This window comes from Bradyrhizobium yuanmingense, assembly GCF_029167105.1.
Lineage (GTDB): Bacteria > Pseudomonadota > Alphaproteobacteria > Rhizobiales > Xanthobacteraceae > Bradyrhizobium > Bradyrhizobium yuanmingense_A.
Window position 1 is genome coordinate 97,142 of the sequence record NZ_JARFML010000007.1, and the last position, 18,687, is coordinate 115,828.

The 18,687-nt window shown below is 65.4% G+C and carries 19 protein-coding genes; 15 read left to right on the top strand and 4 right to left on the bottom strand.

The genetic code is table 11. From position 1 onward, the window contains the following. Window positions 1–103: 103 nt before the first annotated feature. The 7 genes from rpsM to P0R31_RS11450 all read left to right on the top strand — a co-directional run bounded on the left by rpsM (window position 104) and on the right by P0R31_RS11450 (window position 4,459). Entirely contained in the window at window positions 104–472 is a 369-nt protein-coding gene (gene rpsM, locus P0R31_RS11420; RefSeq protein WP_008549231.1) for a 30S ribosomal protein S13, read from the top strand. Between the two features lie 122 nt (window positions 473–594). Further along, window positions 595–984 (top strand): 30S ribosomal protein S11, encoded by a 390-nt coding sequence (rpsK, locus tag P0R31_RS11425; RefSeq protein ID WP_007603045.1) that lies wholly within the window; start codon window positions 595–597, stop codon window positions 982–984. Window positions 985–1,098: 114 nt separating this feature from the next. Further along, complete coding sequence (locus P0R31_RS11430; protein ID WP_029674561.1) at window positions 1,099–2,130, top strand: DNA-directed RNA polymerase subunit alpha; 1,032 nt, start codon at window positions 1,099–1,101, stop codon at window positions 2,128–2,130. A gap of 148 nt (window positions 2,131–2,278) precedes the next feature. After that, window positions 2,279–2,695, top strand: coding sequence for a 50S ribosomal protein L17 (rplQ, locus tag P0R31_RS11435; protein ID WP_025036979.1), 417 nt, complete (start codon window positions 2,279–2,281; stop codon window positions 2,693–2,695). Between the two features lie 125 nt (window positions 2,696–2,820). Beyond that, window positions 2,821–3,273, top strand: coding sequence for a hypothetical protein (locus P0R31_RS11440; RefSeq protein ID WP_275514139.1), 453 nt, complete (start codon window positions 2,821–2,823; stop codon window positions 3,271–3,273). Window positions 3,274–3,363: 90 nt separating this feature from the next. Continuing rightward, window positions 3,364–4,152 carry an SDR family NAD(P)-dependent oxidoreductase gene (locus tag P0R31_RS11445; protein ID WP_275514140.1) on the top strand — a complete coding sequence of 263 codons (789 nt, stop codon included), beginning with the start codon at window positions 3,364–3,366 and terminating at the stop codon, window positions 4,150–4,152. 10 nt (window positions 4,153–4,162) lie between these two features. Then, window positions 4,163–4,459, top strand: a complete 297-nt coding sequence (locus P0R31_RS11450) for a DUF1330 domain-containing protein (protein WP_275514141.1) — start codon at window positions 4,163–4,165, stop codon at window positions 4,457–4,459. A gap of 8 nt (window positions 4,460–4,467) precedes the next feature. Here the strand turns inward: P0R31_RS11450 and P0R31_RS11455 are convergent, their stop codons facing one another. The 3 genes from P0R31_RS11455 to P0R31_RS11465 all read right to left on the bottom strand — a co-directional run bounded on the left by P0R31_RS11455 (window position 4,468) and on the right by P0R31_RS11465 (window position 8,075). Further along, window positions 4,468–5,445 carry a Bug family tripartite tricarboxylate transporter substrate binding protein gene (locus P0R31_RS11455; RefSeq protein WP_275514142.1) on the bottom strand — a complete coding sequence of 326 codons (978 nt, stop codon included), beginning with the start codon at window positions 5,443–5,445 and terminating at the stop codon, window positions 4,468–4,470. Window positions 5,446–5,470: 25 nt separating this feature from the next. After that, complete coding sequence (locus tag P0R31_RS11460) at window positions 5,471–6,964, bottom strand: amidase (protein ID WP_275514269.1); 1,494 nt, start codon at window positions 6,962–6,964, stop codon at window positions 5,471–5,473. A gap of 97 nt (window positions 6,965–7,061) precedes the next feature. Beyond that, window positions 7,062–8,075 carry a zinc-binding alcohol dehydrogenase family protein gene (locus P0R31_RS11465; protein ID WP_275511141.1) on the bottom strand — a complete coding sequence of 338 codons (1,014 nt, stop codon included), beginning with the start codon at window positions 8,073–8,075 and terminating at the stop codon, window positions 7,062–7,064. A 122-nt stretch (window positions 8,076–8,197) separates the two neighbouring features. On the opposite strand from P0R31_RS11465, the gene P0R31_RS11470 reads away from it, so the two are divergent. Continuing rightward, a complete protein-coding gene (locus P0R31_RS11470) occupies window positions 8,198–8,572 on the top strand; it encodes a winged helix-turn-helix transcriptional regulator (RefSeq protein WP_057029641.1) in 375 nt (124 codons plus the stop codon). Between the two features lie 151 nt (window positions 8,573–8,723). On the opposite strand, the gene P0R31_RS11475 is transcribed toward P0R31_RS11470, so the two are convergent. After that, entirely contained in the window at window positions 8,724–10,337 is a 1,614-nt protein-coding gene (locus tag P0R31_RS11475) for an OprO/OprP family phosphate-selective porin (protein ID WP_275514143.1), read from the bottom strand. Between the two features lie 312 nt (window positions 10,338–10,649). On the opposite strand from P0R31_RS11475, the gene P0R31_RS11480 reads away from it, so the two are divergent. From P0R31_RS11480 to blaOXA, 7 genes are all read left to right on the top strand, one after another. Further along, entirely contained in the window at window positions 10,650–12,056 is a 1,407-nt protein-coding gene (locus P0R31_RS11480; protein ID WP_275514144.1) for a DegQ family serine endoprotease, read from the top strand. Next, window positions 12,053–13,390 carry a replication-associated recombination protein A gene (locus P0R31_RS11485; RefSeq protein WP_275514145.1) on the top strand — a complete coding sequence of 446 codons (1,338 nt, stop codon included), beginning with the start codon at window positions 12,053–12,055 and terminating at the stop codon, window positions 13,388–13,390. Before P0R31_RS11480 ends, P0R31_RS11485 begins: the two co-directional genes overlap by 4 nt. 52 nt (window positions 13,391–13,442) lie before the next feature. Beyond that, on the top strand, window positions 13,443–14,657 hold the full coding sequence (locus P0R31_RS11490; protein ID WP_275514146.1) for an RluA family pseudouridine synthase: 1,215 nt from the start codon (window positions 13,443–13,445) through the stop codon (window positions 14,655–14,657). A gap of 414 nt (window positions 14,658–15,071) precedes the next feature. Next, window positions 15,072–15,857 (top strand): ATP12 family chaperone protein, encoded by a 786-nt coding sequence (locus P0R31_RS11495; protein ID WP_275514270.1) that lies wholly within the window; start codon window positions 15,072–15,074, stop codon window positions 15,855–15,857. A 64-nt stretch (window positions 15,858–15,921) separates the two neighbouring features. After that, window positions 15,922–17,517, top strand: coding sequence for a flagellar hook-length control protein FliK (locus P0R31_RS11500; RefSeq protein WP_275514147.1), 1,596 nt, complete (start codon window positions 15,922–15,924; stop codon window positions 17,515–17,517). After that, window positions 17,514–17,777, top strand: coding sequence for an EscU/YscU/HrcU family type III secretion system export apparatus switch protein (locus P0R31_RS11505; RefSeq protein WP_025036968.1), 264 nt, complete (start codon window positions 17,514–17,516; stop codon window positions 17,775–17,777). Before P0R31_RS11500 ends, P0R31_RS11505 begins: the two co-directional genes overlap by 4 nt. Before the next feature lie 71 nt (window positions 17,778–17,848). Next, entirely contained in the window at window positions 17,849–18,667 is an 819-nt protein-coding gene (gene blaOXA, locus P0R31_RS11510) for a class D beta-lactamase (RefSeq protein WP_275514148.1), read from the top strand. Window positions 18,668–18,687: the final 20 nt, after the last annotated feature.

Consider the following 18,687-nt stretch of genomic DNA (forward strand, 5'->3'; position numbering starts at 1 on the left):
GACCGGGGGTGGGCGTCGTGTTCGCGTTTGTGAACACCTGCCCGAGAACGCAAGCACTTAAAGCCCGATCCCTGACGAGGGATCGGCAACAGGAGAGAAGGCCGTGGCCCGTATTGCCGGCGTGAACATTCCCACCAACAAGCGCGTGCTGATCGCGCTCCAGTACATCCATGGCATCGGCCAGAAGATCGCTGGTGAGATCCTCGAGAAGGTGAAGATCCCCGTGGATCGTCGCGTCAATCAGCTCAGCGACGCCGAAGTGCTCCAGATCCGCGAAGTGATCGACCGCGACTATCTCGTCGAGGGCGACCTGCGTCGTGAGGTCGGCATCAACATCAAGCGTCTGATGGACCTCGGCTGCTATCGCGGCCTGCGTCATCGTCGCGGTCTGCCGGTGCGCGGTCAGCGGACCCACACCAATGCGCGCACGCGCAAGGGCCCGGCCAAGGCCATCGCCGGCAAGAAGAAGTAAGTTTTCGAATCCAATCGCGGCGTGTGGCGAAAGGGCATGGCCCGTTCGCCACGCGCTTTTCGTTCCACAGGTGTAGCCGCTGGCATTACGGCGGCGTTTGAGATCTTCAGGAAAGGGACTCAATGGGCAAGGAAGCCACCCGCGTTCGTCGTCGTGAGCGCAAGAACATCGCCTCCGGCGTCGCGCATGTGAACTCGTCGTTCAACAACACGACCATCACCATCACCGACGCGCAGGGCAACACGATCGCCTGGTCTTCGGCCGGCACGATGGGCTTCAAGGGCTCGCGCAAGTCGACCCCGTATGCCGCGCAGGTTGCCGCCGAGGACGTGTCCAAGAAGGCGCAGGAGCACGGCATGCGCACGCTGGAAGTCGAGGTCGCCGGTCCCGGTTCGGGCCGCGAATCGGCGCTCCGCGCGCTCCAGGCCGCCGGCTTCACCGTCACCTCGATCCGCGACGTGACCACGATCCCGCACAACGGTTGCCGTCCCCGCAAGCGTCGGCGCGTTTGATTTTGACGAGCTGCGGGCGCGTCGGCGCCCGCGGCGACTTTGCAAGAAGCCGCGGGAATGATCTGCGGCCTTTCTCCAACGCCAGTATTTGCACCGTCAAATTGACTGGCCTGTATGGGTGAAACAGTGACGATCCAGAAAAATTGGCAAGAACTGATTCGGCCGAACAAGCTCCAGGTCACGCCCGGCAGCGATCCCTCGCGTTTCGCGACCATCGTCGCCGAGCCGCTCGAGCGTGGCTTCGGCCAGACCCTCGGCAATGCGCTGCGCCGCATCCTGCTCTCCTCGCTCCAGGGCGCGGCGGTGCAGTCGGTGCACATCGACGGCGTGCTGCACGAGTTCTCCTCGATCGCGGGCGTCCGTGAGGACGTCACCGACATCGTGCTCAACATCAAGGACATCTCGATCAAGATGCAGGGCGAAGGCCCCAAGCGCATGGTCGTGAAGAAGCAGGGCCCGGGTGTCGTCACCGCCGGCGACATTCAGACCGTCGGCGATGTGGTCGTGCTCAACCCCGATCTGCAGATCTGCACGCTCGACGAGGGCGCCGAGATCCGCATGGAGTTCACGGTCTCGACCGGCAAGGGCTACGTGCCCGCCGAGCGCAACCGTCCCGAGGATGCGCCGATCGGCCTGATCCCGGTCGACAGCCTGTACTCGCCCGTCCGCAAGGTCTCCTACAAGGTCGAGAACACCCGCGAGGGCCAGATCCTCGACTACGACAAGCTGACCATGACGATCGAGACCAACGGCGCGATCACGCCGGATGACTCGGTGGCCTACGCCGCCCGCATCCTGCAGGATCAGCTCAACGTGTTCGTCAACTTCGAAGAGCCGCGCAAGGAAGTCGCCCAGGAGATCATCCCGGACCTCGCCTTCAACCCGGCCTTCCTCAAGAAGGTGGACGAGCTCGAGCTGTCGGTGCGTTCGGCCAACTGCCTGAAGAACGACAACATCGTCTATATCGGCGACCTCGTGCAGAAGAGCGAGGCGGAAATGCTCCGCACCCCGAACTTCGGCCGCAAGTCGCTGAACGAGATCAAGGAAGTGCTGGCCCAGATGGGTCTGCACCTCGGCATGGAAGTGCCGGGCTGGCCGCCGGAGAACATCGACGAGCTCGCCAAGCGCTTCGAGGATCATTACTGAGCGAATGGCGAGTAGGGAGTGGCGAATAGGGGAAGAAGATCTATTCGCTACTCACCATTCGCCACTCGCAGCCTAGGGCGAACGCAGGAAGCCCACCTGAAAACCAGTCGCTGAACCACCGCGACACAATCGAAGAAGGACTACACACATGCGTCACGGCAAGGTTCATCGGAAGCTCAACCGGACGGCCGAGCACCGCAAGGCGATGTTCGCCAACATGGCGGCCGCGCTGATCAAGCACGAGCAGATCGTCACCACGCTGCCCAAGGCCAAGGAGCTTCGCCCGATCGTCGAGAAACTCGTCACCCTCGGCAAGAAGGGCGGCCTGTCGCTGCGCCGTCAGGCCATCTCCGAGCTGCGCGACGTCGACATGGTCAAGAAGCTCTTCGATACGCTCGCGACCCGCTACAAGGACCGCCAGGGCGGCTACACCCGCATCATCAAGGCCGGCTTCCGCTACGGCGACAACGCCGCGATGGCCGTGATCGAGTTCGTCGATCGCGACGTCGATGCCAAGGGCCAGGATTCGGGCCCGGTGCAGGAAAAGGAAGCCGAAGCGGCGTAAGCCCGACCGGTATCGAGTTTCGAGAAAGCGGCGCTTCGGCGCCGCTTTTTTTTGACATGAGTGCAGCACTTGCTACAGGCGGCCGCGCTGGCGATATGTCAGGCGCGGCAAGGCGGAGCTTCGCAATGAGCGATACTGAATTGCGTGTCGTTTACTGGACGGATGAAGAGTACACGGGTCAGATCACTGCGACAGTTAAGTCAGGTCAATTCTCTGCACAGGGTGCGGCCTGGTTTGATCGAACCCACGTGAAGGGCACCTTCTTAACAGCGCTTCGGGCATTTCCCTTGCCGTCAGTCGGCCCGCCAACGCTGGCAGGCGGCTTTTGGGCCGAAGGCGATCCCAGGTACCAATGCCATCTCCGGATTACAATCAAGCCGCACGACAGCCGAGGAACGCTCCTCGTGCAAGTGGACGTCTCTTCCGAGGTCTGGAAGACTCCCGATGCCGACATGCAGAACTCCGCAACGGTTCGCTTTCGGGCGGAATATGCGGCCCTCGACCGGTTCGTGGAGGAGTTTGAGCAAGTTCTGGACGGAACGAGGGACGTTGCAATTCTGAAGGGCATCACGAATTAGGCCATGGTCCAGCCTCACGCGTCGGTGAGCCCTGATTGCAGCTGAGGGAGCCGCTTCCGATATCTCCAGCCACATCCATGGAGGCATCGCATGAACATCGACCTTTCCGGAAAGACAGCCCTCGTGACCGGCTCGACCGCCGGCATCGGCCACGCCATCGCCAAGGGCCTCGCAGACTCCGGCGCCAGCGTCGTGATCAACGGCCGCAGCCAGGACAAGGTCGATGCGGCGGTGCGCAGGCTGGAAGGAACGGGCGCCAAGGTCCGCGGCATCGCGGCCGACGTCTCGACCGCAGCAGGCTGCAAGGACCTCGTTGCGGCGCTGCCCGAGGTCGATATCCTCATCAACAATGCCGGCATCTTCGAGCCCAAGGATTTCTTCGACATCCCCGACGAGGACTGGAGCCGATTCTTCGAGGTGAATGTGATGAGCGGCGTGCGCCTGTCGCGCGCGTACATGAAGGGCATGCTCCCGCGCAATTGGGGCCGCATCGTCTTCATCTCCTCGGAATCCGGGCTCAACATTCCCGTCGAGATGATCCACTACGGCATGACCAAGACGGCCCAGCTTTCGGTCGCGCGCGGCCTGGCGCAGCTCACCGCTGGCACCGGCGTCACCGTCAATTCCGTGCTGCCGGGCCCGACCATGTCGGAAGGCGTCGAGACGTTCGTCAAGGATCTCGCCAGGCAGAACGGCCAGTCCGTGGATGAAGCCGCCGCCAACTTCGTCAAGCAGCATCGCCCGAGCTCGCTGCTGCAGCGCTTCGCGAGCGTCGACGAGATCGCCAACATGGTGGTCTATGTCGCCTCGAAGGAGGCATCCGCCACAAACGGCGCAGCGCTGCGCGCGGAAGGCGGCATCGTCAACACGATCGCCTGAGGAGATGCGCATGGCGGCCTATGTGATCTCGGAGGTCGAGGTGCGCGACCGAGCCGCATTCGAAGCCTATCGCGCGCTGGCCGCCAAGACGATCGCGCAGTACGGCGGGCGTTATCTCGTCCGCGGCGGTCACGCCGAGCTGCTGGAGGGCGGTCCACCACCCAACGCCATCGTCATCGCGGAGTTCCCGACGATGGCGCGGCTGAAGGAGTGGTACGCCTCCTCCGAGTATGCCGAAGCCCTGAAGCTGCGCACGAGCGCACTGGAGCGCAGGCTGCTGCTTGTCGAAGGCGTATCGACGCCGTAGGCGATCGGCTACTCGTCCTTGATTCCGGCTTTTTGCGCGATGTCCTTCATCTTGGCCGTCTCCTTGGTCACCGCACCGGCCCAGTCGTCGAAGCGTGCGAAGCCGGGCTCGAAGCCGACCTTGACGAAGCGCTCGGCAACCGAGGGGCTGTTGATGATGTCCTCCAGCGTCGCCGTGAGCTTGTCGCGAACCGGTGGCGGCAGCCCCTTGGGCGCGACCACCGCGCCCCATGACGAGAAGTCGATGGCGGGATAGCCGAGCTCTGCCAATGTCGGTACGTCGGGCAGGAATGGTGTGCGCTGGCTCGAGAACACGGCCATCACCTTGACGGCGCCGGCCTCGATTTGCGGTTTAACGGCGATCACGGTGTCGACATGGTATTGAATGTGCTTGCCGATGAGATCGTTCATGGCCGGCGCGCTGCCCTTGTAGGGCAGGTGGACCATCTTGATTCCGGCATTCGACTTGAACAACTCGCCGGCGAAATGCGACACCGTGGCGACGCCGAAGGAGGCCAGCGACAGCTTGTCCGGATTGGCCTTTGCCTCCGCGACCAGCGCGGGCAGATCCTTGACCGGATTGTCCTTGTAGGTGACCAGCGCCAGGGTGATCTTGCCGACCCGGCCGAGCGGTTCAAAATCCTTGGCCGCGTCGTAAGGAACGCTCTCCTTCACGGCGGCCGGCAAAGTGAAGCTCGAATTCGAGCTGAAGAACAGCGTGTATCCATCGGGCGCCGCGCGCGCGACCTCCTTGGCGGCGATCGTGGTGCCGCCGCCGGGACGGTTCATGATGATCACGGGCTTGCCGAGCCGCGCTTCGAGCTCGCCGCCGATGATGCGGGCCACCACGTCGGAGGCTCCGCCCGGCGGGAACGGGACGATCAGTTGCAAGGATTTCTCGGGATAGGCCGATTGCGCGGTTGCGAGCGCGTTGACGCTGATCGAGCCGATGGCGGCGAGCGCAAGCGTCAGGAACGTTGTTTTCATCGTGTCGTTTTTCCGCAGGTGAGGTTCAATCGAAGGCGAGAAATCCCGGCTTGCCCGCAATTGGCGGCTGTTTGGCAAGCCATGCAATGTCGGGAACGGGGCGGGCGGTGTCCGGATTGGCGGCAAGGACCGCTTCGATTTCGCGCGCGACTGCGAGCGTCAAGAGATCGCCGCCGCGCGGGCCGATCACCTGGATGCCGAACGGCAGGCCGGCGCCGTCGCGTCCGGCGGGGATTGCGACGGTGGGATGGCCGACATTGGTGACGGCATAGGCGAGCGCGAGCCAGTGGAAGTAGCTCTTGGTCGGCCGGCCGTCGATCTCGGCTGGATAGAGCTCCGACCACGGCCGTGGACTGATGGTCACCGCAGGCGCGAGAATGAAATCATGATCCGCGAAGAAGGTCTGCCAGCGCCGGTAAAGGTCGGTCTGCATCGAAAGCGCACGTGCGACGTCGGCAGCGGAATAGCCGAGCCCCTCCGCAACGTTGTCGCGAACGTTGGGCCCGACCTTGTCCGGAAATTTCTCCACGAGCTCACGGTGGCGGCCGAGGAATGCGACGGCGCGCAGGATGCTGAACACCTCGTCCGCGCCAGTGCAATCAGGATGGGTCCAGTCGACCGTGCGAAACACCGTTTCGAACGAATTGAGCTTCTGTTTGAAGGCGCGGGCGACCGCCCCCTCGGTCGGCGCAAAGCCGAAATCGGTGGTCGCAGCAATGCGGAGCGCGGAGAGATCGACGCGCAGCGGATTGCGATAGGGCACTGGCGAAGGCGCACCGCCCGCATGAAGGATCGCCGATAGCGGATCGCGGGCGTCACGATCCAGCATGCAGGACAACATGAGGCAAGCGTCCGACACGGTTCTCGCCATCGGCCCGAGCTGTGAGATCTGCAGCCAGGCCATGTTGCGGCTGTTGCTGGCGATCAGTCCTGGCGAGGGCCGGAATCCGACCACGCCGCAAAAGGATGCCGGATTCCGTACCGAGCCGCCGGTATCGGATCCGGTCGCGAGCGGCACCATCCCAGTGGCGAGTGCGACGGCCGATCCACCCGACGAACCGGCGGCGGATCGATTGGGATCGAAGGGATTGCCGGTCGCGCCATAGACGGCGTTGCGCGTATTGCCTCCGGCGCCCCATTCCGGCACGTTCGTCTTGCCGATGACGATCGCGCCCTCGCGCTTGAGCATCGCGACGATGGCCTCGTCCTGCGAGGCGACATTGTCCGCGAACAGCACGCTGCCGAAGCTGGTCGGCAATCCTTCGGCGTCGATCAGGTCTTTGACACCGAGCGGCAACCCGTGCACGGCGCCGAGGGTCTCACCGCGCATCACGGCGGCCTCGCGCTCGCGCGCCGACTTGCGCGCGGTTTCGAACGAGCGCGCAACGACGGCGTTGACCGCCGGATCGACCGCTTCGATGCGGCGGATGCAGCTATCGGTGAGCTCGACGGGGGATAGCTTGCGTTGGCCGATCAGCGCGCGTGCCGCGACCGCCGACAGGTCGCATGGTTCGGTCATCATCAACCTGCTTGTTGCTGGTCCCGGAGGGCGGGGGGCGACCCTCTTTTCCGGGACCGCAGATGCATGATGCCTCAATTGACGCGGAGTGCCAAGCCTACCACCCCTCCAGCACGATCTTGCCGCGCGACTTGCCGCTCTCCAGCAGCGCGTGCGCGCGCTTGAGGTTGGCGGCGTTGATCGTGCCGAAGGTCTGGTCGAGCGTGGTGCGCAACACGCCTTTATCGATAAGGTCTGCCACATCATTGAGCAGATGATGCTGCGCGATCATGTCAGGGGTCTGGAACGAGGAGCGCGTGAACATCGATTCCCAGTGCACCGAGATCGCCTTGCCCTTGAATGCGGCAATCGTGAACTCCGGAGGATCGTCGATCAGGCCGAACTTGCCCTGCGGTGCCATGAATTCCGCAATCGCCTTGTAGTGCTGGTCGGTAAAGGTGAGGCTTGCCACGAGTGCGACCGGCGGCAGCTTCAGTTTCTCGATCTGCTCCTTCATCGGCTTGCCATGGTCGATCACCGCATGCGCGCCGAGATCGAGGCACCATTTCTGCGATTCCGGCCGCGTGGCGGTGGCAAGCACCGTCAGCCCGGTGAGGCGGCGGGCGAGCTGGATCAGGATCGAGCCGACGCCGCCGGCGCCGCCGGTGATCAAGAGGGTGCGCGGATCGACGCTCTTGCCCGGCACTGCGCCGAGCCGGTCGAACAGCAGCTCCCAGGCGGTGATGGAGGTGAGGGGAAGAGCGGCGGCTTGCGCGAACGACAGGCTCTTCGGCTTGTTGCCGACGATGCGCTCGTCGACCAGGTGGAATTCGGCGTTGGTGCCCTGACGCAGGATCGAGCCGGCGTAGAACACCTCGTCGCCCGGCTTGAACAGCGTCACGTCGGGACCGACGGCATCGACCACGCCGGCCGCGTCGTAGCCGAGGATTTTCGTCTCGCCCTCGGGCGGGGCGGCGCGCTTGCGCACTTTGTAGTCGACCGGATTGGCCGAGATCGCCTTCACGGCGACGCGGATGTCGCGCCCTTTGGGGTCGGGTTTAGCGGTCTCGAAATCGAACAGTGATTCCGCGTCCTCGATCGGAAGCGATTTCTTGTAGCCGACGGCTTTCATGGCGTGTCTCCATCAAATGGCTTTGTTCGCCCGCTGCCCTAACTGTCGCTCTGGCTCCGATTTGGCAAGTACTGTAAATTCGGGGATATAGTCCCTGTTTGGATACTATTGGGAAAAGCCGCATGAAACGCCGTAATTTCGCCCGCCGTCCAGGCTGCTCGGTCGAGGCGACGCTGGACCTGATCGACGGCAAGTGGAAGGGCGTGATCCTCTACCACCTGCAGAGCGGCACCCAGCGCTTCGGCGAATTGCGCCGCCGGATGCCCGGCATCACCCAGCGCATGCTGACGAAGCAGCTGCGCGCGCTGGAGGAAGACAAGCTCGTCATCCGCAAGGTCTATGCCGAGGTGCCGCCGCGCGTGGAGTATTGCCTGTCCGAGCTGGGCGAGAGCCTGAGGCCCGTGATCGACATCCTGAAGGCCTGGGGCGAGAGCCACCAGGAGCGGTTGTCCTGCGCGCCGCCGCCCGTGGTCGTGAAGAAGAAGCGCGCGGCGTGATGAAGGTGAGGGGGCGGTGCCGTCACCTCTCCCCGACGGGGAGAGGTCGAATTGCGGAGCAATTCGGGTGAGGGGGCGCGGCATCCTCAGTGGAGCGTAACCCCTCACCCGCGCCTTCGGCGCGACCTCTCCCTGCGGGAGAGGTGGAAATTTAGAACGCGAATTGCGTGCGCATCGCGACCGCGTCGAACTTCGAGCCGACGTCGGCGGTCGAGATCGGCGAGGCCTGTCGCGATACCGTGCCGTGCAGATAGTCGAGCATGAAGCGCACGTTGCCGTTGACGTACCAGTTGAGCGCGAGCGTATAGACGGTCTGCCGGCCGCCTGCGACGCCGCTCGCCGTCGCGAGCTGATCGTTGAGGTCGATCGTCGAGAACCGTCCTGCGATCTCCCACGCGCCCCAGCCGCCGCCGTCGAGCGAGAACGGATGCGCCGGCTTGACGCCGCTATAGGCCGCGTTCGCCGCATTGTAGGACCGGCCTTCGCCGGTCAGCACATAGCCGGCCTGCGCGTAGCCGCCTTGGAATTTCAGGCTCGGTGCACCCGTCAACGGCACGGCTGTGTTGGCGGTGCGATCGACATTGTACCAGAAATACTCGCCCTGGACGATGAACGGACCGTAGGTCGCCGCCGCCTCGACGCTGTAGACCTGCGCGCCCGAGGCATTGGCGATAGCGCCGGTCGAGATCAGCGTGGTCGGGTCGAGACGCAATTCCGGACGATCGCTGAGCGTGACCGTCTGGGTGTTGGCGATCAGATTGCGCGGCGGCTGGATCAGCCATTGCGCATTGGCGCCGATATGCACCGAGTAGTCCTTGGTGCTGATCGGATTGCCGGCGACGCGCGCCACGGCACCATATTGCTCGCTGGTGCCGGGCGGCGCCGCGCTCGAGGCGGAATGGATCGCACCGGTCGTCGGTCCCGTGACATAGCCGCCGATCCAGAGCTGGTCGTTGAACCAGCGCGCACCGGCCGCGGAACGGAAGTCACCGGCAGCGATGTTGGTCGCGATCACGCCGGGCGAGGCGCGCTCCATGAACATGATGTCGTTCGAGCTCGTCGCTTCGTCGAGCGTGTATGGCAGATCCATGATGCCGGCCTCGATCGCCATCTTGCCGCCGAACGGTTTCAGGCCGGTGTAACTGATATAGGCGTTTTCGACGCCGGAGACGCCGCCACCGGGCAGCGATCCCGGCGCGGCGCCGCCAAATCCGTCGGACGAGCCGCCGAAATCGTAGACGAGGGCGAAGTTCCAATCGTGAAAGAACTTGCCGGTGACACCGATGCGCGCGCGGCGGACGTTCTGGCCGCTGTCAAGCTTCTGCGGCACCGTCGCCGCGGTGTTGGGACGATAGTCGTAGCCGCCGACATCCCAATGCAGGCGGCTGGTGATGGCGACGCAGTTGGCCTGGTCGGCGGTGCAGATCGTCGGCCGGTTGTTCGGCATCGTCACGACGACGCCGGACGCCGGCGCCGGCCCCTTGACGGGGATTGCCGCGTTGGCATTGGCCACCGCGGCCTTTGCCTCCGCGCGCGCCTCGGCCTTTGCCTCTGCCTTGGCTTCGACTTTCGCCTTTGCTGTGGCGGCCGTGTTCGCCGCGGTCTGGCTCTGCAGCTTGTCGAGCTTCTGCTCGAGCATCTTCAACTGCTGCTTCAACAGCGCGATCTCCTGCTCGCTGCTGCTTGCCGACTGGGCCTGGGCCTGCGAGGCCGTCAGCGCGCCGGCGAGACCCATCGCTGCAGCCGCAATTCTTCTTTTGCTCACATACGCCTCCATCATCTGACTGTTTTCCCCAAGTCGCAAACGGAGAGCCTAGGTGTGATCGATGACTGCTCCGCGACGCTGCGAGCGGTTGCGTCGGTTCCTACTGATGCAAATTCGCCGCAACCGAATCCGCCTCACACCACCATGCAAGATGACGCACATCATGCCAATCCGACGCTGGGCAAATTGCCGATTCGCACGGCACCCTTGCATCCCGGACACGGCTTCGAGGCGGCCGAATATTGCCCTCCGGCGCTCTTCTATTGGGAGGCGAACGCGCCTATATTCCGGCGTCATTTCCAAGAGGTAGGAATGTTTCGAGCGACCTGGACTGCCGCCCTTACGGCGCTGTGCGTAGCCTTTTCGGCCACCTTCAATCCGACTGCTGCGCAGGACCGTCGGGTCCCGTCGTCGCCGGCCGAGCTGCGGATGTCCTATGCGCCGATCGTGCAGCGGGTGCAGCCGGCGGTCGTCAACGTCTATGCCGCAAAGGTGGTGCAGAACCGCAATCCGCTACTGGACGATCCGATCTTCCGCCGCTTCTTCGGTGTGCCGGGCCAGCAGCCCGAGCAGATGCAGCGCTCGCTCGGCTCCGGCGTCATCGTCGATGCCTCCGGCCTCGTCGTCACCAACGTCCACGTCATCGAGGGCGCCGACCAGGTGAAGGTGTCGCTGTCGGACAAGCGCGAGTTCGAGGCCGAGATCCTGCTCAAGGATTCCCGGACCGATCTCGCCGTGCTGCGCCTGAAGGACAGCAAGGAGAAGTTCCCGACGCTGGACTTCACCAATTCCGATGAGCTCTTGGTCGGCGACGTCGTGCTCGCGATCGGCAATCCGTTCGGCGTCGGCCAGACCGTGACCCAGGGTATCATTTCGGCTCTGGCGCGCACGCAAGTGGGCATCACCGACTATCAATTCTTCATTCAGACCGATGCGGCGATCAACCCGGGCAATTCCGGCGGCGCGCTGGTCGACATGGGTGGTAAGCTCGCCGGCATCAATACCGCGATCTATTCGCGCTCCGGCGGCTCGCAAGGCATCGGCTTTGCGATTCCCGCCAACATGGTGCGCGTCGTCGTCGCCTCCGCCAAGAGCGGCGGCAAGGCGGTGAAGCGGCCCTGGCTCGGTGCGAAATTGCAGGCAGTGACGCCCGACATCGCCGAGAGCCTCGGCTTGCGCTCGCCGACCGGTGCGCTGGTCGCGAGCGTGGTGTCGAACGGTCCGGCGGCGAAAGCCGGCCTGAAATCCTCCGACCTCATCACCGGGATCGACGGCCAGATCGTGGATGATCCCAACGCGTTCGACTATCGCTTCGCAACCCGTCCGCTCGGCGGCACCGCGCAGCTCGACGTGCAGCGCGGCGGCAAGTCGGTGAAGCTCACGGTAGCGCTGGAGACCGCGCCCGACACCGGGCGCAACGAGATCGTCGTCACCGCGCGCTCGCCGTTCCAGGGCGCGAAGGTTTCGACCATCACGCCGGCCGTCGCCGATGAGCTGCGTCTGGATGCCGACACCGAAGGCGTCGTGATCACCGATATCGGCGGCGATACCGCTGCCGCGAGTGTCGGCTTCCAGAAGGGCGACATCATCCTGGCCGTCAACAACCAGAAGATCAGCAAGACCGGTGACCTCGAGAAGGCCGCAGGTGAACGGGCACGGATCTGGCGCATCACGCTGGTGCGCGGCGGCCAGCAGATCAACGTCACGCTGGGCGGATGAGTCCGAAGCGACCAACGGAGACACCGACTCTCTTTGCCGCGGCGGGGCTCGATCACGATGCTCCGCATCCGCTGCCGGACCGGCTGCGCCCGCGCACGCTGTCGGAGGTCGTCGGCCAGGATCACATCCTCGGCCCGGACGGTGCGCTGACGCGCATGCTGGAGACGCGCACGCTCGGCTCGCTGGTGTTCTGGGGCCCGCCCGGCACCGGCAAGACCACGGTGGCGCGGCTCCTGGCTGACGCGACGGATCTGCATTTCGAGCAGATCTCGGCGGTGTTCTCCGGCGTCGCCGACCTGAAGAAAGCGTTCGATGCCGCGCGCGCCCGTCGCGAGATGGGCAAGGGCACGCTGCTGTTCGTCGATGAGGTGCACAGATTCAACCGCGCCCAGCAAGACTCCTTTCTGCCGGTGATGGAAGACGGCACCGTCGTCATGGTCGGCGCCACCACCGAGAACCCATCCTTCGAGCTCAATGCGGCGTTGCTCTCGCGCGCGCGCGTGCTGGTGTTTCGCTCGCTCGATGCCGCTGCGATCGAGAAGCTGTTCGTGCATGCCGAAGCCGTCGAGGGCAGGAAGCTGCCGCTCGACGCGGAGGCGCGCGCGGTGCTGGTGCGCATGGCCGACGGCGATGGCCGTGCGTCGTTGACGCTTGCCGAAGAGGTCTGGCGTTCCGCGCGGGCGGACGAGATTTTCAATGCCGCGCAGCTGCAGGAGATCCTGCAGCGCCGCGCGCCGATCTACGACAAATCGGCCGACGGCCACTACAATCTGATCTCGGCGCTGCATAAATCGGTGCGCGGCTCCGATCCTGATGCCGCGCTGTATTATCTCGCGCGCATGTTGGACGCCGGCGAGGACCCGCTGTTCCTGGCCCGCCGCGTTGTGCGTATGGCGGTCGAGGACATCGGGCTGGCCGATCCGCAGGCGCTCGTCGTCGCCAATGCCGCCAAGGACGCCTTCGACTTCCTCGGCCATCCCGAGGGCGAGCTCGCCATCGCCCAGGCCGTGGTCTATCTCGCCACCGCGCCGAAGTCGAACGCGGTCTACACCGCCTTCGGCACCGCGATGCAGGTCGCCAAGCAGGCCGGCTCGCTGCTGCCGCCAAAGCACATCCTCAATTCCCCGACCAAGCTGATGAAGTCGGAAGGCTACGGCTCCGGCTACGAATACGACCATGATGCGCCGGACGCCTTCTCCGGCCAGGACTACTTCCCGGAGGCCTTGGGACGTCAGACCTTCTACGACCCGCCCGAGCGGGGTTTTGAACGCGAGATCAGGAAGCGGCTGGATTACTGGGCCAAGCTGAGGAAGGAACGGGGCGGGACAGGCTAGATGCGGCCATTTCGCCGTGACGACAGCCGGCTTTTAGGGTACGCAGGCAGCCATGAGCCGCCGCATCAAGAGAACTGATCCGAAGCCCCGTTCGCGCGACGAGCGCAAGGAGGCGCGCCCGCATCAGGCGCGTAGCGCGAAGAAGGCCGGGCCGCGTCCGGGTGGCAAGCCCGGCGGTAAGCCGCCGCGCTTTGTCGGTGAGCGCGCCGAGCGGCGTCCGCCCAAAGCGGTCCAGGAAAGGCCTGCGCCTGAAAAGTCCGTCGAGGCGCTGCTGCCGACCAAGGTGCAGACCGTCACGGTCACGGCCGACGAGAACAACATGCGCGTTGACCGTTTCCTGGAAGCGCGCTTTCCCGGCCTGTCGTTCTCCCACATCCAGCGTGTCGTCCGCAAAGGCGAGCTGCGCGTCGACGGCAAGCGCGTCGACAGCAAGGACCGGCTGGAGGAGGGCCAGAGCGTCCGCATTCCGCCGCTGAAGATCGACGCGCCGAAGGCGGCAGGCCCGCTCTCGGACGCCGCACAGAAGACGCTGAAGGCGCTGAAGGAGATGACGATCTGGGAGGACGACGACGTCCTCGTGCTGAACAAGCCGGCCGGCCTTGCCGTGCAGGGCGGCTCGGGCATGACGCGGCACATCGACCAGATGCTGGAGGTGATGCGCGATGCCAAGGGCCAGAAGCCGCGCCTCGTCCACCGCATCGATCGCGAGACCTCGGGCTGTCTGCTGATCGCCAAGACGCGCTTTGCCGCCTCGCATCTGACCGGCGCGTTCCGCTCGCGCTCGGCGCGAAAGGTCTATTGGGCATTGGTGCCGGGCCTGCCGAAGCCGAAGCAGGGCCGCATCTCGACCTTCCTTGCAAAGGAGGAGGGCGAGGACGACACCATCATGCGCATCGCCCAGCATGGCGACGAGGGCGCCAGTCACGCGGTGACGTACTACGCCGTGGTCGAGACCGCCGGCAACAAGCTGACCTGGGTGTCGCTGAAGCCGGTGACGGGCCGCACCCACCAGCTGCGCGCCCACATGGCTCATATCGGCCATCCCATCGTCGGCGATCCCAAATATTTCAACATCGAGAACTGGCAGTTGCCGGGCGGCCTGCAGAACCGGCTGCATCTGCTCGCACGGCGCATCGTCATTCCGCATCCGCGCGGCGGCGTGATCGACGCCACGGCGCCGCTGCCCCCGCACATGCAACAGTCGTGGAACCTGCTCGGGCTGGATGCAACCAGATTTGATCCGATCGAGAACGCGCCTGAAGAATAGTGAGGTTGAATAGGGGCGGCAGGCGCACGACATGTCCCCCATGAGACGACTGTCGATCTGCTTTGCGCTGTTGGCCGCGCTGTTCGTGGGGCAGGCTGCCCATGCGCAATATGTCTCGCCGGACGCCGCGCGGCTCGCTCCACCGCTGCCTGCGCCGCCACCGCCACCCAAGATCGAGGTGCCCAAGGTTCCGCAATTCGACGCGCCGCTGCGCTATAATTACCAGCCGCTGCCGCGCAATCCTTCAGCGACCGCGTCACGAAGTGTCTCCACGACGGCGCGGCCGCAGGGCTGGGTCCGGCCGATCGCGGCACTTACGCGCGCATGTGTGCGAACTAGCAGCGCTCCTCGTCGTTCTGGCGGGGCAGGGACGACACGGGTAGTTTGACTGACGATAGGATCGGAAAGATCGACATGCGCGAATTGTTCGAAGAAGCAGCAAGGCAGCCCGCGCCGGATCCCCGGGAATCGGCGCGCGCGTCCGCGCGCACGCCGCTGCGCAAGCGCTTCTACAAGGAGGCCGGCGTCGTCGATGCCGAGGGCGGCTTCGCCATCACTCTCGACGGCAAGCCGATCCGTACGCCCTCCGGCCGCCAATTGGTGATCCCGACGCGCGCGCTCGCAGATAGCGTCGCCGCGGAATGGGCTGCCCAAGGCGAGGCGATCGATCCCGTGACCATGCCGTTGACGCGCATCGCCAACAGCGTGGTCGAGGGCGTTATCGACCGCGTCGAGCTCGTCAGCGACGACCTCGCCAAATATTTCGAGTCTGACCTGCTGTTCTATCGTGCCGGCCATCCTGAGGGACTGGTCGCCCGGGAGGCCGCGCATTGGGATCCTGTGCTGTCCTGGGCGGCGCAGACGCTGGGTGCGCATTTCATCCTGTCCGAAGGCGTCATGCACGTGAAGCAGCCGGACGAGGCGGTGAAGGCCGCACGGGCCGCGCTGCCCGGCGCCCCCTGGTCGGTCGCGGCGCTCCACATGGTGACCACCCTGACCGGATCGGCGCTGCTCGCGCTGGCGCTGGACCAGGGCGTGCGCGATGCCGACCAGGTCTGGGCCGCCGCCCATGTCGACGAGGACTGGAACGTGGAGCAATGGGGCGTGGACGAGGAGGCGGCCGCCCGCCGCGTCGCCCGCCTGAAGGATTTCCAGGCCGCTGTGACGGTTCTGGCGGCGGTGAAGCAGCCGGCCATCTGAGGTCCTTAACGAGAGGTTTACGAGGCGGCGGTTACGGTAGCCGGCATTCCCTTAGGGCTGCCGAATGCCGACGCCGGTCACCCCAATCGCTCCCGTCAACGCCGCCAGCCGCCCGGCTGATGCGGCGACGCCGGATCTCGTGCTGCAAGCCGGCAGTGTGGTCGATGCCAGGGTGGTCAGCGTGCTCGCCGACAATCTGGTGCGGATCGCGATTGCCAACCTGGCGATGGACGTGATGTCTGAGGTGGCTCTGACGCCAGGGCAGAATCTTCAGCTCGCGGTCTCGCAGAGCAACGGCACCATTCGCCTTGCAGTCATGGGCGGGGCGGGCGAGGCGGTGGGAGATCAGGTCACGCTGACGCCGCGGGCGGCCTCGCTGGTGGACAGCCCGCCGCTGGCGCCGTCGGTGGCCACGGCACGGAACACCCTCACTCCGTCCGAGCAGGTTGCCGTCGCAACGGCCTCTGCCGGGGCCGTGACCAAACAGGGCAGCCAGGCGCCGCTGTTCGCCAATCTGACCTCCGTCGTGACAAGCAGCAATCTGCCGGCAGGGCTGAAGCAGGCGGTGCTCGACGTGCTGGCGCAGCAGATGCCGCTCAACACCGCCCTCGACGGCGGCGATATCGAATCTGCGTTCCAGAAGTCCGGACTGTTTCTCGAGGCCTCACTGGCCGCGGGCACGACGCCGTCCTCCGGCGCGATCCCGGACTTGAAGGCCGCTCTGCTGGTGTTGCGCCAGACCCTGGCATCGACCTCCGGTGCGCCGCAGGCAACTGCGCAAGCCGTGGCGCTGCCGGCGAGTGCTGCGGCAACGACGCAGACCGCAGCCTCCGCGCCGGCGGGCGAAACGGCACAAGCGGCGTTGCTCGCCCAACCGACGCAAGCGTCGCGCGGTGCGCTTGCTGCCGCCGTGCTGGCCGATGTGGCGGGCAACAATCCGCAAGCCCCGGTGTCGCGCACCATATCTGCCGGCCTTGCCGCGAGCCTGCTGCAGGAGGTCACGGAAAACCTGCCGCGCTTGACCGGCAACGTGCCGGGTTCCAACAAGTCCGTGCCGGACGCCCATGCCTTCGAGGCGGCCGCACACCCGACACCTCCGCCGGTCCGCGGTGCGCTGCCGGCGCCTCAGTTCGTCGCCGCGCCATCGCTCGCGCCGGACACGCCGCTGGCTGCGACCGTGCATCGTCTGCTCGACGACACCGATGCCGCGATCGCGCGGCAAACGCTGTTGCAGATTGCCTCGCTCCCCGATCGCACCGACGCCGGCGGCCACCGCATCGATCCGGCCGGGCCGCAGTGGAATTTCGAAATTCCGTTCGCGACCCCGCAAGGCACCGCGATGGCGCAGTTCGAGATCTCGCGCGATGGCGGCAATGAGTCCGCCGATGCCGCCAAGCGCGCCTGGCGCGCGCGCTTTTCGCTCAATGTCGAACCCGCCGGACCCGTGCACGCGCTGATCACGCTGAACGGCGACAAGACCTTCGTTCGGATGTGGGCGGAGCGGCCGGCCACGGCGCAGCAGCTCCGCGCCGGCATCGGTGAGCTCAGCCAGGCCTTGACGAAGGCCGAGCTCAAGCCTGGTGACATCGTGGTCCGCGACGGCACGCCGCCGCCACCGGCGCCGGCCCGTGCCGGCCACTTCCTGGATCGCGCCACATGAGCGATCCCTCCAAGCTCGCGATCGCGCTGCATTACGAGAAGGGATCCGGCGCGCCCGTCGTCGTCGCCAAGGGCAAGGGCACGATCGGCGAGAAGATCGTCGAGATCGCCAAGGCCCACGACATTCCGATCGAGGAGAACGAGGTCCTGGCCGGCGCGCTGTCGAAGGTCGAGCTCGGCGACGAGATCCCGCCGGATCTCTACAAGGCCGTCGCCGAGGTGCTGGTGTTCGTGCTGCGGCTGTCGGGCCGGGGGCGCTGAGCGCTGTCATCGTTTGACCAGATATCGGCGGCATTGTAGCCGTCGCTTTCATCGTTTAACGGACACCGCCCTTGCTCACCCGCCGTTCCACCCTCGGCCTCCTCGCCGCAACCGCGATCCTGCCTCGAGGCGCGCGCGCCCATGTCGCGCCGCCGCGTAATGAGATCCGCGATAGTCTCGCAAAGCGCTTCGCCGACCTCGGCACGTCGGGCACCTTCGTCGGCTACAAGGTCGAGGACTATCTGATCGTCGCCAGCGACAACGAGCGCTCGGGCGAGGGCAAGTTGCCGGCTTCCACCTTCAAAATACCGAACTCGCTGATTGCGCTCGAGACCGGTGTCGTCACTGACCCCGACAAGGACGTGTTTGCCTGGGACGGCGTCAAGCGCCCGATCGAGGCCTGGAACAAGGATCACACGCTGCGCAGCGCGATTCTCGTGAGCGCGGTGCCGGTCTATCAGGAGATCGCTCGCCGCATCGGCGAGGTGCGCATGCAGCAATATGTCGACGCGTTCGACTACGGCAATCGCGACATCGGCGGCGGCATCGACCAGTTCTGGCTCACCGGGGCCTTGCGCATCGATCCGGTCGAGCAAGTCGATTTCGTCGACCGGCTGCGCCGCCGCGCGCTGCCGATCTCCAAGCGCAGCCAGGATCTCGTTGCCGATATCCTGCCGGCGACGAAGGTCGGCGACGCCGTCATTCGCGCCAAGTCCGGTCTCCTGGGCGCCGAGCGCGGCGAGCCGTCGCTCGGTTGGATGGTCGGCTGGGCCGAGAAGGGCGAGGCGCATACCGTGTTCGCGCTCAACATGGATTGCAAGGAGCCGCGCCACATCGAGGCTCGCATGACGCTGACCCAAGCCTGCCTTGCCGAGATCGGCGCGCTCTAGCGCGACCGTGAGGTTTAGAA

Bases quoted from the DNA above. Each gene is read 5' to 3' on its own strand.
- P0R31_RS11460 (WP_275514269.1), bottom strand. From the start codon at position 6,964: ATGACCGAACCATGCGACCTGTCGGCGGTCGCGGCACGCGCGCTGATC.
- P0R31_RS11465 (WP_275511141.1), bottom strand. From the start codon at position 8,075: ATGAAAGCCGTCGGCTACAAGAAATCGCTTCCGATCGAGGACGCGGAA.
- P0R31_RS11490 (WP_275514146.1), top strand. From the start codon at position 13,443: ATGAGCCGCCGCATCAAGAGAACTGATCCGAAGCCCCGTTCGCGCGAC.
- P0R31_RS11495 (WP_275514270.1), top strand. From the start codon at position 15,072: ATGCGCGAATTGTTCGAAGAAGCAGCAAGGCAGCCCGCGCCGGATCCC.
- P0R31_RS11440 (WP_275514139.1), top strand. From the start codon at position 2,821: ATGAGCGATACTGAATTGCGTGTCGTTTACTGGACGGATGAAGAGTAC.
- rpsK (WP_007603045.1), top strand. From the start codon at position 595: ATGGGCAAGGAAGCCACCCGCGTTCGTCGTCGTGAGCGCAAGAACATC.
- P0R31_RS11445 (WP_275514140.1), top strand. From the start codon at position 3,364: ATGAACATCGACCTTTCCGGAAAGACAGCCCTCGTGACCGGCTCGACC.
- P0R31_RS11505 (WP_025036968.1), top strand. From the start codon at position 17,514: ATGAGCGATCCCTCCAAGCTCGCGATCGCGCTGCATTACGAGAAGGGA.
- P0R31_RS11450 (WP_275514141.1), top strand. From the start codon at position 4,163: ATGGCGGCCTATGTGATCTCGGAGGTCGAGGTGCGCGACCGAGCCGCA.
- P0R31_RS11480 (WP_275514144.1), top strand. From the start codon at position 10,650: ATGTTTCGAGCGACCTGGACTGCCGCCCTTACGGCGCTGTGCGTAGCC.
- rplQ (WP_025036979.1), top strand. From the start codon at position 2,279: ATGCGTCACGGCAAGGTTCATCGGAAGCTCAACCGGACGGCCGAGCAC.
- P0R31_RS11430 (WP_029674561.1), top strand. From the start codon at position 1,099: ATGGGTGAAACAGTGACGATCCAGAAAAATTGGCAAGAACTGATTCGG.
- P0R31_RS11455 (WP_275514142.1), bottom strand. From the start codon at position 5,445: ATGAAAACAACGTTCCTGACGCTTGCGCTCGCCGCCATCGGCTCGATC.
- P0R31_RS11485 (WP_275514145.1), top strand. From the start codon at position 12,053: ATGAGTCCGAAGCGACCAACGGAGACACCGACTCTCTTTGCCGCGGCG.
- P0R31_RS11500 (WP_275514147.1), top strand. From the start codon at position 15,922: ATGCCGACGCCGGTCACCCCAATCGCTCCCGTCAACGCCGCCAGCCGC.
- P0R31_RS11470 (WP_057029641.1), top strand. From the start codon at position 8,198: ATGAAACGCCGTAATTTCGCCCGCCGTCCAGGCTGCTCGGTCGAGGCG.